Origin of the sequence: Halomonas sp. BC2 (assembly GCF_002078115.1) — a bacterium.
Classification (GTDB): domain Bacteria; phylum Pseudomonadota; class Gammaproteobacteria; order Pseudomonadales; family Halomonadaceae; genus Vreelandella; species Vreelandella stevensii.
This window is the reverse complement of sequence record NZ_LFGT01000012.1, coordinates 150,213-164,925: the sequence shown is the minus strand read 5'-3', so window position 1 is coordinate 164,925 and position 14,713 is coordinate 150,213. Positions and strand designations below refer to the sequence as shown.

Genomic DNA, 14,713 nt, shown 5'->3' with positions numbered 1-14,713 from the left:
CCCTCCGGGGCAGCGGCGCGAGAAAGCGCCACCTCCACCAGGGTTTCCGTGTCGGGCCTGGGGATCAGCGTATCGGGCGACGTCGCCAGCCGCAGCCCCCAGAACTCCCGCTCACCAGTGAGGTACGCCACCGGCTGCCCCTGGGCACGGGCGGCCACCAGCGCCTCGAAGCGAGCTCGCTCCCAAGTGGGGCATTCGCGGTCGCCCCAGGTATAGAGCCACGTTCGGCTGCACTGGGCAGCACAGCCCATCAATACCTCGGCATCCAGCCGCGGCGTGGGCGAGCCTGCCTGCGTCAACCGCTGGGCCGCCTGTGACAGCAAGGCGTCGAAGGTCATCAGCCGTCCTGCAAGGCCGAGAGCTGCTCTGCCTGATACTCATGGATCAGCGGTTCGATCACGTCATCGAGCTGCTCGCCGCTGACCACTTCGGTCAGCTTATAGAGCGTCAGGTTGATGCGGTGGTCGGTGATGCGACCTTGAGGGAAGTTATAGGTCCGAATCCGCTCACTGCGGTCTCCCGAGCCGACCAGCGAACGGCGTGCATCGGCCTGCTCCTGGCGTTGGGAATCCACGGCATTGCGCTTGAGCTTGGCCGCCAGCAAGGACATCGCCTTGGCACGGTTCTTGTGCTGGCTGCGCTCTTCCTGGCACTCCACCACCACGCCGGTGGGCAAGTGGGTGATGCGAATCGCCGAGTCGGTGGTGTTGACGTGCTGGCCACCGGCACCGCTGGAGCGGTAGGTGTCCACCCGCAGGTCGGCGGGATTGATGTCCACATCGCCCACTTCATCCACCTCGGGCATGACCGCCACGGTACAGGCAGAGGTATGGATACGCCCCTGAGACTCCGTCGCGGGCACGCGCTGTACGCGATGGGCGCCCGACTCGAGCTTGAGCCGTGCGTAGACGCCGTCGCCCCTTGACCCCGGGAGATCACCTCTTTATAACCGCCCTGCTCGCCGTGGCTGGCACTGACGATTTCTACCCGCCAGCCGCGCTTTTCAGCATAGCGGGAGTACATGCGGAACAGATCACCGGCAAAAATCGCCGCTTCATCGCCACCGGTGCCCGCCCGCACTTCCAGAAACACGCCACGGCCATCGTCGGGGTCCTTGGGGATCAGCAGGCGCTTCAGCTCGACGTCCAACTCTGCCAGCTGTTCGCGGCCATCGCTGATTTCCATTTCCGCCAGCTCGCGCATCTCCGGATCACTGTCACGGCTCAGCTGTTCGGCCTCGGCGATGCTGTCTTCGACCCCACGGTAACGTTGCCAGGCGGCCACCAGCTCTTCCAGCTCAGCGTATTCACGCGAATAGTCACGGAAGCGCTGCTGATTGTTGATCACCTCGGGATCGGACAGCAGCATGGCCAGCTCCTCGAAACGGTCGGAGAAGCTATCCAGGCGTTGGCGCAAAGTCTCTTTCATGCGGGTGTATCATCCTTCTGGCGTTTTACCGGAGGCGCAGCCTGCTCGAAGGCAGGTTTGGGCGGCAGTAACAGGCGCGGCGCGGCGTTGAGCAATTCATGGTTTTCCTGCGAAGCAGCGTCACGAATGGCAAGCGTGGGTTGATGCATGAAGCGGTTGGCCAGCTGGTGAGCCATCCGCTCGATGACCCTGGCCGGGTCTTCACCCTTGGCCAGGCGTTCCAGCGCCTGCTCCCGCGCCTGGTCGCGCAGCGCTTCGCCATGACGACGATAATCTCGAATCACCTCGCCGCCATTGCGAATGCGGCGCTCATGCTGCCAGCTGCCGACGCCGTGTTCAATCAGCGACTCGGCCTGGTCGGCAGCCACCTGACGATGGCGACGGTTCTCTTCGATGACCTCTTCCAGGTCATCCACGGTATACAGAAACACATCGGCCAGCTCACCCACCTGTGGCTCGATATCCCGTGGCACTGCAATATCGACCATGAAGACAGGCCGATGACGGCGCTTCTTCAGGGCACGCTCAACCATCCCCTTGCCCAGAATCGGCAGCGGAGAGGCCGTGGAAGAGATCACGATGTCGGCATGCTCCAGCGCATCCGGAATCTCGGGCAGGGTGATGGCCGTCCCGCCCAGCGCCGCAGACACCTGCTCGGCACGCTCCCGGGTACGGTTGGCCACGGTAAGCTGACGTACGCCCGCTTCGTGCAGATGGCGCGCCACCAGCTCGATGGTTTCTCCGGCACCGATCAACAGCGCCCGTGCACGACTGAAGTCATCGAAGATACGGCTGGCCATGCTGACCGCCGCGTAAGCCACCGACACGGGGTTCTTGCCGATACCCGTTTCGGTGCGCACCTGCTTGGCCACGGCAAAGGTGTGTTGAAACAGCCGTTCCAGCTCTCCCCCCAAGCCCTTTGCCTGGCGCGCCTGCTGATACGCGTCTTTCAACTGCCCCAGAATCTGCGGCTCACCCAGCACCATGGAGTCGAGCCCCACCGCTACGCGCATCAGGTGGCGAGCTGCTTCGTTGTCATGATAGTGGTACGCACAGCGTGCCAAATCATCGACCCGCAGATTGTGAAAGCGTCCCAGCCAGTCCAGCACGGTTTGCTCGCCTGCGGCATCGGTCACGCAGTAGAGCTCGGTACGGTTGCAGGTCGAGAGCACCGCGGCTTCGTGGATATGTGGCAGGCCACGCAGCTCGGCCAACGCGCTTTCCAGCTGCGTTGGCGTAAAGGCCACCTGCTCACGCACGGCCACGCTGGCAGTACGATGATTAATTCCCAGGGCAAGAAGCGTCATGCGGTCTGCGTCTTCGCTAGTGGATCGGTCGTCACGTCACTGTTCGTCGTTATCGCTTGGAGCGGGGCAATCAGGCAGCTTTACGAGTGAATTGTGCTGACCCGGCTCACTTTCAAGGTGGAACATTCTATCACAACACGGCATGTTCTGGCGCACACCACTTTGCCGCAGGCAGCCAAGCCGCTATGCTGAACACTCGGCCACCTGATCGAGATACGCATGCCCCACCGCGCAACACTTCCGGGTTTGTCCCGAGCACTATCGGGCCTTCCTCTATTACCGCTGGCCGCGACGCTGCTGCTGAGCGGCTGCCAGCTGTCCTCCACGCTTCCAGATCGTGGGTTCATGAGTTCTAGCCGCGACCCCATGCTGACGGCCCCGCCGGTCACACGCGGCCTGGATGCGGCAGGGCTCAGCACGCTGCTGGCTGCCGAGCTGGCTGGCCAGCGCGGTGACTACCGTTATGCAAGCCGTGGCTACCTGGATGCCGCCCAGCGCTACAACGCGCCGGGGCTGGCCGAGCGCGCCACCTTTGCAGCACGCTTTGGCAACGACGCCGCCTTGATGGAAGCTTCGGCGCTGCGCTGGCGCGAGCTGTCGCCCACCGCGGAAACGCCCAACCGGCTGCTAGCCGCCCTGTCCCTTCAGCGCGGCGACTGGCTGGATAGCCTGGAGCAGCGGCTGGCCATTGCCGAATCGGGCGGCTACGGCGACATATCGAGTTTCGCCGAGCTTGCGGTGGCGGAAGAAGCGCCACTCAATGTCCTGGTACAGCCGTTACGCACCTATCTGGCGCAACCGGCTGCTGCCGAGCGCGACTCCTACAGCGATGTGCTGCTGGGCACCGCGCTCATCGAAGCCGCCCTGGGCGAGACACAAACCGCTCGGCAGCACCTCGACCTGGTCGAGCAGCGCGAGCCCGAGTCCGCAGCACTGTGGCTGACCAAGGCACGCCTGGCGCTGGAAAGCGGCGACCACCGCGCAGCTCAGCGGGCGGCCCAGCAAGGGCTGAGCCTGTCACCCGATGACGTGCGCTTCATTCTCATGCTGGCCCAGGCCGAAATCCGCCTCAACAACATTACCGCCGCCGAAACCCAGACCAACGCCCTGCTGGAAACCCACGGAGGCAATCAGGAACTGCGCATCGCCCTGGCTCAGCTTTATCTGGAAGAGGGCCACAGTGAGCCCGCCTATCGGCTGCTGCAGCCTCTGATCGGCCAGGACAGAATTCCCAATATTGCCTACTTTCTGCTGGGCGCCATTGCACAATCTCAGGGCGATATCGACAACGCCCTGCTCTATTACCGCCAGGTGCGCGATGGCAACGAGTTCCTGCCTGCGCGAGCAGCCGCCGCTCGTATGCTGATCGACGACGACCGCCTGCTGGACGCGCGCGCCTTCCTGCGCATCGAGCGCATGCGCCACGACACCTATTTTGGCGATCTGGTGCTGCTCGAAGTGCAGCTGCTGGACGATCTCGGCATGGAGCAAGAGGCTGGCGCCCTGCTGGACCGGGAAATCACCCGCACGCCCGACGACACGCGCCTGCTGTACCTGCGCGCCATGCGCGGCTGGGAAATGGGCGATCTGGCCGCCATGGAGCGCGACCTGCAACAGATCCTGCGCACCGAGCCCAACAACCCCGACGCCTTGAACGCGCTGGGCTATACCCTGGCCGATTTGAACATCACCGAGCGCCTGGAAGAAGCCCGCGACCTGATTGAGCGCGCCTATGAAGCCGACCCTGACAACCCGGCCATCATGGATAGCCTGGGCTGGGTATACTTCCGGCTGGGCAAACTAGACGACGCCCTGGCGTGGCTGGAAAGCGCCTATTCGCGGCTACCCGATCAGGAAGTGGCCGCCCATTTAGCCGAAGTGCTGCATGCCCTGGGGCGCAGCGACGAAGCGCGCCAAACCATCGCCCGAGCCCTGCGGCGTGCCGACCACCACCCCCAAATAGACGAACTGCTGGAACGGCACCCTGAACTAACGCCTGCCAGCACGCCCTAATAGTGCACTCATCTGGATCCAGACCCTACTGACATGGAGCTTCTAATGTTGACTACGTCACTCCCCTCTGCTCGTCCGACACGCCGCCGCTTGTCTGGTGTACTGCCCACTACTCACCTATGGGTGGCCGCCCTCGCCCTCTTGACCCTGGCAGGCTGTGCCAGCCAGGCGCCGGTCGATGAAAGCGGTCGCCAGGCAGGCCAGTGGGAACGCCAGCAGGCGCAGGTCGAAGACTTCGACAGCTGGACGCTGGTGGGCAAAGCGGGCTTGCGCACCCCCCAGGAAAACACCAGCGCCAACCTCGACTGGAACCAGACCCCGTTCTACTTCCGCATGCTGATCAGCGGTCCCTTTGGCGGTGGGCGCAGCGTGCTGGAAGGACGTGAAGGACGCTTTTCGCTGAGCACCAGCGACGGCCGCTTCGAAGCCGAAACTCCGGAAGCCCTGATGGAAGAGCAACTTGGCTGGTCACTGCCGGTACGCGCCATGCCCGACTGGGTGCGAGGCTTGCCCGGCGACCACGCCAGCTATCAGCTGGAAACCGACGAGCTTGGCTTCCCCCGCTTCCTGCAGCAGGATGGCTGGGAAATCGACTACCGTGACTGGGAGCGGGTAGAGGAGATGTGGCTGCCCCGCCGATTGGTCATGAACTACGGCGAGGTACGCATTACCCTGGTGGTCAACCAGTGGCAGGCTGCCAGCCGCACGGCCGAATAAGCGCCGCTTCATCGCCCTGCACTTTCATTTTAGAGAACCGGCATGTCCGCAACACCACATCCATTGATTCTACCGGCTCCGGCCAAACTGAATCGCATGCTGCATATCGTGGGCCGTCGACCAGACGGCTACCACGAGCTGCAAACGCTGTTTCAGCTGCTCGACCTGTGCGACACGCTGACGCTCACGCAACGCCAGGACAGCCGTATCGAGCTGACCACGCCGTTGGCAGGCGTTGCCGACGATGACAATCTGATCGTCCGTGCCGCACGCCTGCTCCAGCAGAAAAGCGGCCATCACAAAGGCGTATCGATCGCCATCGACAAGTGCCTCCCCATGGGCGGCGGCCTCGGTGGCGGCAGCTCCAATGCCGCCACCGTGCTGATGGGTCTCAATCAGCTGTGGCAGCTTGGCCTGGATCGCCAGACCCTGGCCACGCTGGGGCTGACCCTGGGCGCCGATGTGCCAGTGTTCGTGCATGGCCACAGCGCCTGGGCAGAAGGCGTTGGCGAACGGCTCACTCCGGTCACGCTGGACACCCCCTGGTTTGTGGTGATTCACCCCGGCGTGAGCGTCTCGACGCCCGCCATCTTCCAGGATGCGGAATTGACACGCGACAGCCTCCCCATTACTATGGCGCGCGCACTGCAGGGGGGAGCGGCCGAATGGCGCAACGACTGCGAGGCAACGGTCAGGAAAGGCTACCCGCTCATTGCGGATGCACTTGACTGGCTCGCACAGTATGCACCGTGCCGATTGACCGGTACGGGCGCTTGTCTGTTTGCCGCCTTCGATACACAAGAGGCAGCACAGACAGTGGCCAGACAAGCCAACCAGCGCTGGAAAGCCTGGGTGGCCAAAGGGCTCAACACCTCTCCCCTACAAGATGCTCTGGGCTGCTGAAAGCGCCCGGTCGTCGCATCAGGCTGTTTGCTGGGGTATCGCCAAGTGGTAAGGCACCGGTTTTTGGTATCGGCATTCCCAGGTTCGAATCCTGGTACCCCAGCCAATCCTGATGTTGATCTGCGTTTTCTCCCCTGATCCCCAACACTGCAAAGGTGGCTGCGCGTGTCAAAATTGATGGTCTTCACCGGGAATGCCAATCCCGAACTCGCTCAAAAGATTGCCGAGAGCTTGGACAGCCGCATGGGTAATGCCACGGTGGGTCAATTTAGCGACGGCGAAATCGCGGTCGAGATCAATGAGAACGTGCGTGGCAAGGATGTCTTTATCCTGCAATCCACCTGCGCGCCGACGAACGACAACCTGATGGAGCTCATCCTGATGGTCGACGCCCTGCGTCGTGCCTCGGCGACCCGCATCACGGCCGTCGTTCCCTACTTCGGCTATGCCCGTCAGGATCGTCGTGTACGCTCCGCCCGCGTCCCCATCTCGGCCAAGGTAGTCGCCGACATGATGGTAAAAGCAGGCGTCGACCGCGTCATGACCATGGACCTGCACGCCGACCAGATTCAAGGCTTCTTCGATGTGCCAGTAGATAACGTCTACGGCTCTCCGATCCTGCTCGACGACATCGAGCGCCAGAACTACGACGACCTGGTGGTGGTATCCCCCGATGTCGGCGGCGTAGTACGTGCTCGCGCCATCGCCAAGCAGTTGAATGCCGACCTGGCCATCATCGACAAGCGTCGCCCCCAGGCCAACCAGGCGCAGGTCATGCACATCATCGGTGAAATCGAAGGCCGCACCTGCGTAGTCGTCGATGACATGATCGATACCGCAGGCACCTTGTGCAAAGCGGGCGAAGCCTTGAAAGATCATGGCGCGGCGCGGGTCGTCGCCTATGCCACCCACCCGATCCTGTCGGGCCCGGCGGTAGACAACATTACCAACTCCGTACTGGATGAAGTCGTGGTGACCGACACCATTCCGCTGGCCGACCATGCGCGTCGCAGCGGAAAGATTCGCCAGTTGAGCGTTGCTGGCCTGATTGCGGAAGCCATTCGCCGCGTCAGCAACGAAGAATCCGTCAGCGCGATGTTCCACTGATCGCCTGATGTGACAAGCCCCCTTCTGGGGCCATGGGAACGTCGTCGCCTGGTCGCGGGCGGCGGCGTTTCCTTACTTAAACCAAGAGGCAATTAACATGTCTGATTTTATCCTGAAAGCCAGCGTTCGTAACGACCTGGGGAAAGGTGCGAGCCGCCGCCTGCGTCGTGCGAACCAATTCGTACCGGCCGTTGTGTACGGCGGTGAGAAAGGCGCGCAATCCATCTCTGTCGAAAAGACCGCTTTCTACAAGGCGATCGAAGACGAGTCGTTCTTCTCTTCCGTCATCAAGCTGGTCGTCGACGGCACCGAAGAGCAGGTCGTTGTTCGTGATCTGCAGCGCCACCCCTTCAAGCCGCTGCTGACCCACGCCGACTTCATGCGCGTCGACGCGACTCACGCCATCACCATGAACGTGCCGCTGCACGTGGTGAACGAAGAGAAGTGTGTGGGCATCAAGGACCAGGGCGGTGAACTGCACGTGCTGGCCAACGAAGTTGCCATCAGCTGCTTGCCGAAAGATCTTCCTGACTTCCTGGAAGTGGACATCAGCAAGGTCGAGCTGGGCACTACCCTGCACCTGTCTGACCTGACCTTCCCGGCGGGCGTCACTTCCGTTGACCTGTCCCACGGTGAAGAGCACGACAACGCCGTACTGAGCATCACGGCTGTCAAAGTACGTGTTGAAGAAGAAGGCGAAGGCGACGCAGAAGAAAGCGCCGAGTAAGCCGCCAAGTAAGCCAGGCGCAGCGGTATTGCGCCCCGAGCCATGCCCGCATGGCTCGGAAATGATAAAATCAAGCGCTTCGGCGCTTGATTTTTTTTTGCGGCCCGAGACACGCTGTCATTTTCATCCTACTGGAGCTGAGCACATGAGCCAGGTAACGGCCATTATCGGACTGGGCAACCCCGGTGCTGACTATGATGCAACCCGCCACAACGCCGGTTTTTGGCTGGTCGAGGCCTTGGCCCGCAGCACCCATAGTGAACTGCGCCCAGAAAAGAAGTTTCTGGGGCTTTATGCCAAGGTCCGTCTGGGCGAGCATGAGCTGCACCTGCTGAACCCCTCGACCTTCATGAACCGCAGCGGCGCTGCCGTGGCTGCGCTGACCCAGTTCTTCAAGCTCACTCCAGAGAACCTGCTGGTCGCCCATGACGAGCTGGACCTGCCCCCCGGCCAGGCACGCTACAAGACCGGTGGCGGGCACGGCGGCCACAACGGCCTGCGCGACATCATCAGTGCACTGGGCAACCAGAAGCAATTCCACCGCCTGCGCATCGGCATCGGCCACCCGGGGGAAGCACGCCAGGTGGTCAATTACGTGCTGGGCCGCCCTGGCAAAGTCGAACAGGAAGCCATCGCGCACGCCCTGGAAGAGAGCCTGGCCACCCTGCCGCTGGCACTTTCCGGCGATTGGGCTAAAGCCATGAACCGCCTTCATAGCGTAAAATAGCAGCACGTTTGATCAGTCGTGTGATCGCACACGTTTATTCACTGTTGGCCAGCGCCTCACGAAATAGCGCTGGCCTAGCGGCCAGGAAGTAATGTATGGGCTTTAACTGCGGTATTGTCGGCCTACCCAACGTAGGCAAATCCACCCTGTTCAATGCACTGACGAAGTCAGGTATCGATGCCGAGAACTTCCCGTTCTGCACCATCGAACCCAACGTCGGCATCGTTCCCATGCCAGACCCACGCCTGGATAAGCTGGCAGCCATCGTCAAGCCCGAAAAAGTCCTGCCGACCACCATGGAATTCGTGGATATCGCCGGCCTGGTGGCAGGCGCGTCCAAGGGCGAAGGACTCGGCAACAAGTTTCTCGCCAACATTCGTGAAACTCAGGCCATTGCCCACGTGGTGCGCTGCTTCGACAACGACAACGTGATCCACGTGGCCAACCAGGTAGACCCCCGCGCCGACATCGAGACCATCAACCTGGAACTCGCTCTGGCCGATCTGGATACGGTGGAAAAAGCCAGCCAGCGCCTGGTGCGCGTGGTCAAGGGTGGCGACAAGGACGCCATGGCCACCAAAGCGGTGCTGGACAAGATTCAGCCACATCTGGCAGAAGGCCAGCCACTGCGCAGCTTTGGCCTGGATGAAGACGAGAAGCGCCAGGTCAAAAGCTTTGGTTTCCTGACGCTCAAGCCCACCATGTACATTGCCAACGTCAATGAAGATGGTTTCGAGAACAATCCCTACCTGGACATCGTCAAGGAGATCGCCGCCGAAGAAGGCGCTGTGGTCGTGCCGGTGTGCAACCAGCTGGAAGCCGAAATCGCCGAGCTCGACGACGATGAGCGCAGCATGTTCCTGGCCGAAATGGGCATGGAAGAGCCGGGGCTGGACCGCGTCATCCGCGCAGGCTATGCCCTGCTGGGCCTGCAGACCTACTTCACCGCAGGCGTCAAGGAAGTACGTGCCTGGACCGTCAAGCAGGGTGCCAGCGCCCCGGAAGCCGCCGGTGTCATTCACACCGACTTCCAGAAAGGCTTCATTCGCGCCGAAGTCATCGCCTATGACGACTACGTCTCGCTGGGCGGCGAACAGGGTGCCAAGGATGCCGGAAAATGGCGCCTGGAAGGCAAGGACTACATCGTCAAGGATGGCGACGTGATCCACTTCCGCTTCAATGTGTAACGAAGCAAACAATCAATGCTTGACGAATGACAAAGGGGTGGGTAATATTCGCCCCCGTTGCACGGCTACGTAGCTCAGCTGGTTAGAGCACATCACTCATAATGATGGGGTCCCCTGTTCAAATCAGGGCGTAGCCACCAACACCGAATCGAGCTAGCAATAGCGAAGGCCCGCTGATGTCATCAGCGGGCCTTTTTCATTTTGGTTCGTTCTGGTTCGCTGACGGGTGATCAGTGCAGCGTCACGCGATTCAGGAACTGAACCAACGCGCGAGTCAGATACTCGACATCGCGGGTGCCGGACGTTTCACGAATGGAGTGCATGGCCCACTGCGGCAAGCCCACATCGATGGTCGGCACGCCCACTTCGGTCGCCGTGATCGGACCGATGGTGCTGCCGCAGCCCATGTCTGCCCGGGTGACGAATGACTGCACGGGCACATCGGCTTCTCGACAAACATCGCGAAACAGTGCGCCGGTCACGCTGTTGGTGGCGTAGCGCTGGCTCGCGTTCACCTTGATCACCGGCCCGCCGTTGATGACCGGCCCATGGCGCTCATCGTGCTTGTCACGGAAGTTGGGATGCAGCGCATGGGCGTTATCGCAGGAGATCATCAGTGACGATTGAATCAGCTGAATCAGCGACTCTTCACTACCCCCGCCCACTTGCCCATTCAAACGCTTGAGCACGTCTCCCAGAAACGGCCCCTGTGCACCACAGGCGCTGGCGCTACCAACCTCTTCATGGTCGTTGGCCACCAGTAACGCCCCCTGCTCGCCATCGCACGCCAGCAGCGCTTCCAGCCCGACAAAGCACGACAGCAAATTATCCAGCCGGGCACTGGCCAGCAGCTCCTGACGCACCCCCACCAGCGCAGGCGGCTGTACGTCGTAAAAACCCAGCTCGAAATCGACGATATCCACGGCACGTAGCCCGTGCTGCGCTTCCAGCCACTGCGCCAACAGATCGTTGAGCTCGAGATCGTTGCTCTGCAGCAGTACCGGTGCCATCTGGGTTTGCGGGTTGATCGTACGCCCTGCATTGACGTCACGGTCCATGTGAATCGCCAGGCTCGGAATCATCGCCACCGGCTGCGCCACGTTCAGCAACACGCTTTCCAGCCGACCATCGGCGTGGCGCACGTGCACCCGCCCCGCCAACCCCAGCTCACGGTCGAACCAGGGCGCCAACAGCACGCCGCCATATACCTGCACACCCAACTGCAGCCAACCCGCCGAATAGTGCGTTGCGTTGGGCTTCAGGTGCAACCCGGGGCTGTCGGTATGCGCACCCAGCATACGCAGGCTGGACAACTTTCCGGCAGGCAGCTGGAAGGCGATCAGCGACGAGTCATTGCGCGTCACGTAGTAACGCTTGCCCGGCGACAGCTGCCAGTTGGCGGTTTCTTCCAAGCGTGTAAAGCCCGCCTGCTCCAAACGCTGCGCCATGTTCTGGGTGGCGTGCCATGGCGTGGGCGACTGCTGCAAGAAATCGCACAGTCGCGTTAAACGTTCTGCGTTGAAAGCCTCGGACATGGAAATCCTCTTTACAGTAATGATTGAGTCTCACAGGGTAAATGACCTGCTACAATGCTCCCTCGGCCTACGCAACTCATGGGCTAACTGCGTGTCTAGGGAAGAATGAGTGTACACAAATCCGGGAGAGCTTGACTGATGAGCTTGTTTGCAACGCTTTCGCGCTCGGTCGCCCTTGCTGTCATGCTGGTGGTGACCAGCCCGGCGGCGATGGCCCAACTGGCGCCGACAGACGAACAACGCCAAGCGGCCGTAGAAATTGCGGATTCGCTCCGCTATGGCCACTACGCGAACATTAATTTTGACCCGCAGTGGTCCGAGGAGGCTTTCCAGCGCTACCTGGACATTCTCGATGGTCAGCGTGCCTATTTGCTCAACCGTGATATTGAACCCTATCGTCATCTGGAAAACGATATGGCCGAGGCGCTGTTCGAAGGAGAATTGGACGATGCCTTTGCACTCTACAACCGCCTGAGCGAGCGCCACACTTCTCGCCTAGAGTGGCTGCTGGCACGCCTGGACGAAGGCCTCTCGCTGGAGTTCGAAAGCGACGAACGCCTGGAAGTGGATCGTGAAAGCGCCCCCTGGGCCAGCCGTGAAAGCGAGCTCGATGAACTGTGGCGCAAGCGCCTCAAGAACGACGCCCTGACCCTGGCACTCACCGGTCAGGACGATGAGCAGATCGAGAACAACCTGCGCCAGCGCTATGAAGGCCAGCTGACCCGCCTGCGCCAGACCGAATCGGAAGACGTTTTCGGTCTACTGATGGCCGCAGTGTCCAGCACCATCGACCCACACACGGGCTACCTGTCGCCCCGCCAGGGTGAATCCTTCGACATTCAGATGAGCCTTTCGCTGGAAGGTATCGGCGCCCTGCTGCAAGCCGACGGTGAATACGTCAAGGTCTCCAGCCTGGTGCCCGGTGGCCCCGCCGACCGCGCCGGAGTGCTGGAGCCCGCTGACCGCATCATTGCGGTAGGCCAGGAAGATGGCGAGATGATCAACGTGGTGGGCATGCGCCTGGACAACGTGGTCGATTTGATTCGCGGCCCCAAGGGCTCGGTGGTTCGCCTGGACGTCGTGCCTGCTCAGGCGGTGGACATGACCCGCTCGCAAATCGTGGAAATCACCCGCGACACCGTTAGCCTGGAAGACCAGGCCGCCAAGGGCGAAGTTATTGAAGTCATGCGCGATGGCGAGCCGCACCGTATCGGCGTCATCACCGTGCCGACTTTTTACGTTGACTTCGACGCCTGGCAGGCAGGAGAAGACGAGTATCGCAGTACCACCCGCGACGTGGCTCGTGAGATCGAGAACCTCAAGCAAGAGGGCGTCGAGGGCATCGTGCTGGACCTGCGCAATAACGGCGGCGGCGCCCTGCAGGAGGCCAACTCACTGATCGGCCTGTTCATCGATCGCGGCCCCACGGTACAAGTGCGTGACGCCCAGGGCCGTATCCAGCTCTACGGCGACACCGAAGCAGGCACGCTCTACGACGGCCCGCTTACCGTCCTGGTGAACCGCCTGTCGGCCTCGGCCTCCGAGATTTTCGCGGGCGCCATTCAGGACTATGGCCGCGGCATCGTGGTGGGCGCCTCGACCTTTGGCAAAGGCACGGTACAGACCCTCAACGACCTGAGCCATGGCCAGATCAAGCTGACACGCGCCAAGTTCTACCGCATCTCTGGCGACAGCACCCAGAATCGCGGCGTAGAGCCGGACATCGCCTTCCCCAGCCTGATCGATCCCGAGCGCATTGGGGAGAGCAGCCTGGACAACGCCCTGCCTTGGGACACCGTCCAGAACGTTCAGTATCGTCGCTACGGCTCGCCGGAAACGCTCCTGCCCACCCTCATCTCGCTACATGAGGAGCGCGCCAAGGGTAACCCCAATTTCCGCTACCTGGAGCGCCAATCCACCCTGGCCCGCCAGTTGCGCGAACAGCACACCAGCGTCAGCCTGAACCGCGAACAGCGCCAACGTGAGCTGGAAGCTCAGGAAGCCGAGCAGCTGTCACTGGAAAACCAGCGCCGCCGCGCACTGGGTCTCCCAGAACTGGAAGAGTGGATGGATGCCCGCAGCGACGGCACCCAGGATGACGAGACCGACACCGAGCGCGACGAAGCCGCTCCCGTCGACCGCGCTCATGTGCTGGAAGCCGCCGAAATCCTGCTCGATTTCGCACACCTGGAGAAAGCCCAGCGCATGGCACGCCGCTGAGCAGCCCCTGCCCCGACGCCTGACGGCGACGGGGCAGCCTGTCCAGGCAAAACGACCCGCGCAGAACGCTCCATGCAAAACGCCAGCCCTTGGGCTGGCGTTTTGCCATATGAACGAATCGACTGATGGAACCACTTACCCCGTCAGCACAAGGCCGCACGCCGAGCTGGCCGATCTCCCATCTTCAACAGGCGCTTCGTCAAGCCAGCCAGCTGCACTTCGCTGCCTTTTGCCCCCGCCTCGATAATGGCCATGGCCCATGCAGGCAGCTGCGGCGCAAGATGATAGTATACCCACTGCCCTTCACGCTGGTCGATCAGCAGACCACACTGGCGCAACTGCGCCAAGTGACGCGACACCTTGGGCTGCGACTCCTCGAGCGCATACGTCATTTCACATACGCACAGCGACCGCTCCTGGGCGATCAGCAGTACCAGCATCAAGCGCGTCTCGTCGCTCAAACATTTAAAGACCTGCAGCGCCTGCAAGCCAGTTGCATCCTTCACGCGCTTCTCCAACGTTCGTTACCGTTCTGATGCTCATGCTACCGAAAAAGCTGGCGACAGGGCATCATTAAACGCCTCGAGCAAACGCAACGGACACAACAAAGCCTTGCCATGCACCAGAGTTTGATATGCATTAGAGCTTGATAAGCACTAGAGATAGAGAAAAAGGAAATATGGCGAACTACGAAAGGGAGGAGAATTGAGCGGCTAGATCGATAATACGTGAAGCAGTGAAATGGCTCCTCGAGCAGGACTCGAACCTGCGACCCAATGATTAACAGTCATTTGCTCTACCAACTGAGCTATCGAGGAACATCTGTGCGTCAGCAACGAAAC

General features: G+C 61.5%; 11 protein-coding genes, 3 tRNA genes and 2 pseudogenes. 10 read left to right on the top strand and 6 right to left on the bottom strand.

The window, feature by feature from the left end; genetic code table 11:
* From B7L71_RS09680 to hemA, 3 genes and pseudogenes are all read right to left on the bottom strand, one after another.
* Window positions 1-338: pseudogene (locus B7L71_RS09680) on the bottom strand (N5-glutamine methyltransferase family protein); the annotation flags it as partial.
* Window positions 338-1,428 (bottom strand): annotated as a pseudogene (gene prfA / locus B7L71_RS09675) (peptide chain release factor 1). The pseudogenes B7L71_RS09680 and prfA, both read right to left, overlap by 1 nt.
* A complete protein-coding gene (gene hemA, locus B7L71_RS09670; RefSeq protein ID WP_081137570.1) occupies window positions 1,425-2,735 on the bottom strand; it encodes a glutamyl-tRNA reductase in 1,311 nt (436 codons plus the stop codon). Before hemA ends, prfA begins: the two are co-directional and overlap by 4 nt.
* A gap of 345 nt (window positions 2,736-3,080) precedes the next feature.
* On the opposite strand from hemA, the gene B7L71_RS09665 reads away from it, so the two are divergent.
* The 9 genes from B7L71_RS09665 (at window position 3,081) to B7L71_RS09625 (ending at window position 10,256) form a co-directional block, all read left to right on the top strand.
* Window positions 3,081-4,748: a tetratricopeptide repeat protein gene (locus B7L71_RS09665; RefSeq protein WP_371317376.1), complete on the top strand. Its 1,668-nt coding sequence runs from the start codon at window positions 3,081-3,083 to the stop codon at window positions 4,746-4,748.
* A 45-nt stretch (window positions 4,749-4,793) separates the two neighbouring features.
* The gene (gene lolB, locus B7L71_RS09660) at window positions 4,794-5,465 is read left to right on the top strand and encodes a lipoprotein insertase outer membrane protein LolB (protein WP_081137566.1); all 672 of its coding nucleotides are present in this window, start codon (window positions 4,794-4,796) and stop codon (window positions 5,463-5,465) included.
* A 42-nt stretch (window positions 5,466-5,507) separates the two neighbouring features.
* Window positions 5,508-6,368, top strand: coding sequence for a 4-(cytidine 5'-diphospho)-2-C-methyl-D-erythritol kinase (ispE, locus tag B7L71_RS09655; protein WP_081137564.1), 861 nt, complete (start codon window positions 5,508-5,510; stop codon window positions 6,366-6,368).
* 31 nt (window positions 6,369-6,399) lie between these two features.
* Window positions 6,400-6,474 (top strand) — tRNA-Gln (locus B7L71_RS09650).
* A 59-nt stretch (window positions 6,475-6,533) separates the two neighbouring features.
* Window positions 6,534-7,475 carry a ribose-phosphate pyrophosphokinase gene (locus B7L71_RS09645; RefSeq protein ID WP_026001771.1) on the top strand — a complete coding sequence of 314 codons (942 nt, stop codon included), beginning with the start codon at window positions 6,534-6,536 and terminating at the stop codon, window positions 7,473-7,475.
* 97 nt (window positions 7,476-7,572) lie between these two features.
* The gene (locus B7L71_RS09640) at window positions 7,573-8,202 is read left to right on the top strand and encodes a 50S ribosomal protein L25/general stress protein Ctc (protein WP_039181081.1); all 630 of its coding nucleotides are present in this window, start codon (window positions 7,573-7,575) and stop codon (window positions 8,200-8,202) included.
* 145 nt (window positions 8,203-8,347) lie between these two features.
* Window positions 8,348-8,929, top strand: coding sequence for an aminoacyl-tRNA hydrolase (gene pth / locus B7L71_RS09635; RefSeq protein ID WP_081137562.1), 582 nt, complete (start codon window positions 8,348-8,350; stop codon window positions 8,927-8,929).
* 95 nt (window positions 8,930-9,024) lie between these two features.
* Window positions 9,025-10,116 (top strand): redox-regulated ATPase YchF, encoded by a 1,092-nt coding sequence (gene ychF, locus B7L71_RS09630; RefSeq protein WP_016914435.1) that lies wholly within the window; start codon window positions 9,025-9,027, stop codon window positions 10,114-10,116.
* Between the two features lie 63 nt (window positions 10,117-10,179).
* Window positions 10,180-10,256: transfer RNA gene (locus tag B7L71_RS09625), tRNA-Met, on the top strand.
* Between the two features lie 90 nt (window positions 10,257-10,346).
* Here the strand turns inward: B7L71_RS09625 and B7L71_RS09620 are convergent.
* Complete coding sequence (locus B7L71_RS09620) at window positions 10,347-11,651, bottom strand: M18 family aminopeptidase (RefSeq protein WP_081137560.1); 1,305 nt, start codon at window positions 11,649-11,651, stop codon at window positions 10,347-10,349.
* A 138-nt stretch (window positions 11,652-11,789) separates the two neighbouring features.
* Between B7L71_RS09620 and B7L71_RS09615 the strand changes: the two genes are divergently transcribed.
* A complete protein-coding gene (locus B7L71_RS09615) occupies window positions 11,790-13,871 on the top strand; it encodes a carboxy terminal-processing peptidase (RefSeq protein WP_081137558.1) in 2,082 nt (693 codons plus the stop codon).
* A gap of 143 nt (window positions 13,872-14,014) precedes the next feature.
* On the opposite strand, the gene B7L71_RS09610 is transcribed toward B7L71_RS09615, so the two are convergent.
* Both B7L71_RS09610 and B7L71_RS09605 read right to left on the bottom strand, forming a co-directional pair.
* Window positions 14,015-14,311, bottom strand: coding sequence for a metalloregulator ArsR/SmtB family transcription factor (locus B7L71_RS09610; RefSeq protein ID WP_229800785.1), 297 nt, complete (start codon window positions 14,309-14,311; stop codon window positions 14,015-14,017).
* Window positions 14,312-14,613: 302 nt separating this feature from the next.
* A tRNA-Asn gene (locus B7L71_RS09605) sits at window positions 14,614-14,689 on the bottom strand.
* Window positions 14,690-14,713: the final 24 nt, after the last annotated feature.

Coding starts and splice junctions, on each gene's coding strand:
- lolB (WP_081137566.1), top strand. CDS start 4,794: ATGTTGACTACGTCACTCCCCTCTGCTCGTCCGACACGCCGCCGCTTG.
- hemA (WP_081137570.1), bottom strand. CDS start 2,735: ATGACGCTTCTTGCCCTGGGAATTAATCATCGTACTGCCAGCGTGGCC.
- ychF (WP_016914435.1), top strand. CDS start 9,025: ATGGGCTTTAACTGCGGTATTGTCGGCCTACCCAACGTAGGCAAATCC.
- B7L71_RS09610 (WP_229800785.1), bottom strand. CDS start 14,311: ATGCTGGTACTGCTGATCGCCCAGGAGCGGTCGCTGTGCGTATGTGAA.
- B7L71_RS09665 (WP_371317376.1), top strand. CDS start 3,081: ATGAGTTCTAGCCGCGACCCCATGCTGACGGCCCCGCCGGTCACACGC.
- ispE (WP_081137564.1), top strand. CDS start 5,508: ATGTCCGCAACACCACATCCATTGATTCTACCGGCTCCGGCCAAACTG.
- pth (WP_081137562.1), top strand. CDS start 8,348: ATGAGCCAGGTAACGGCCATTATCGGACTGGGCAACCCCGGTGCTGAC.
- B7L71_RS09640 (WP_039181081.1), top strand. CDS start 7,573: ATGTCTGATTTTATCCTGAAAGCCAGCGTTCGTAACGACCTGGGGAAA.
- B7L71_RS09615 (WP_081137558.1), top strand. CDS start 11,790: ATGAGCTTGTTTGCAACGCTTTCGCGCTCGGTCGCCCTTGCTGTCATG.
- B7L71_RS09620 (WP_081137560.1), bottom strand. CDS start 11,651: ATGTCCGAGGCTTTCAACGCAGAACGTTTAACGCGACTGTGCGATTTC.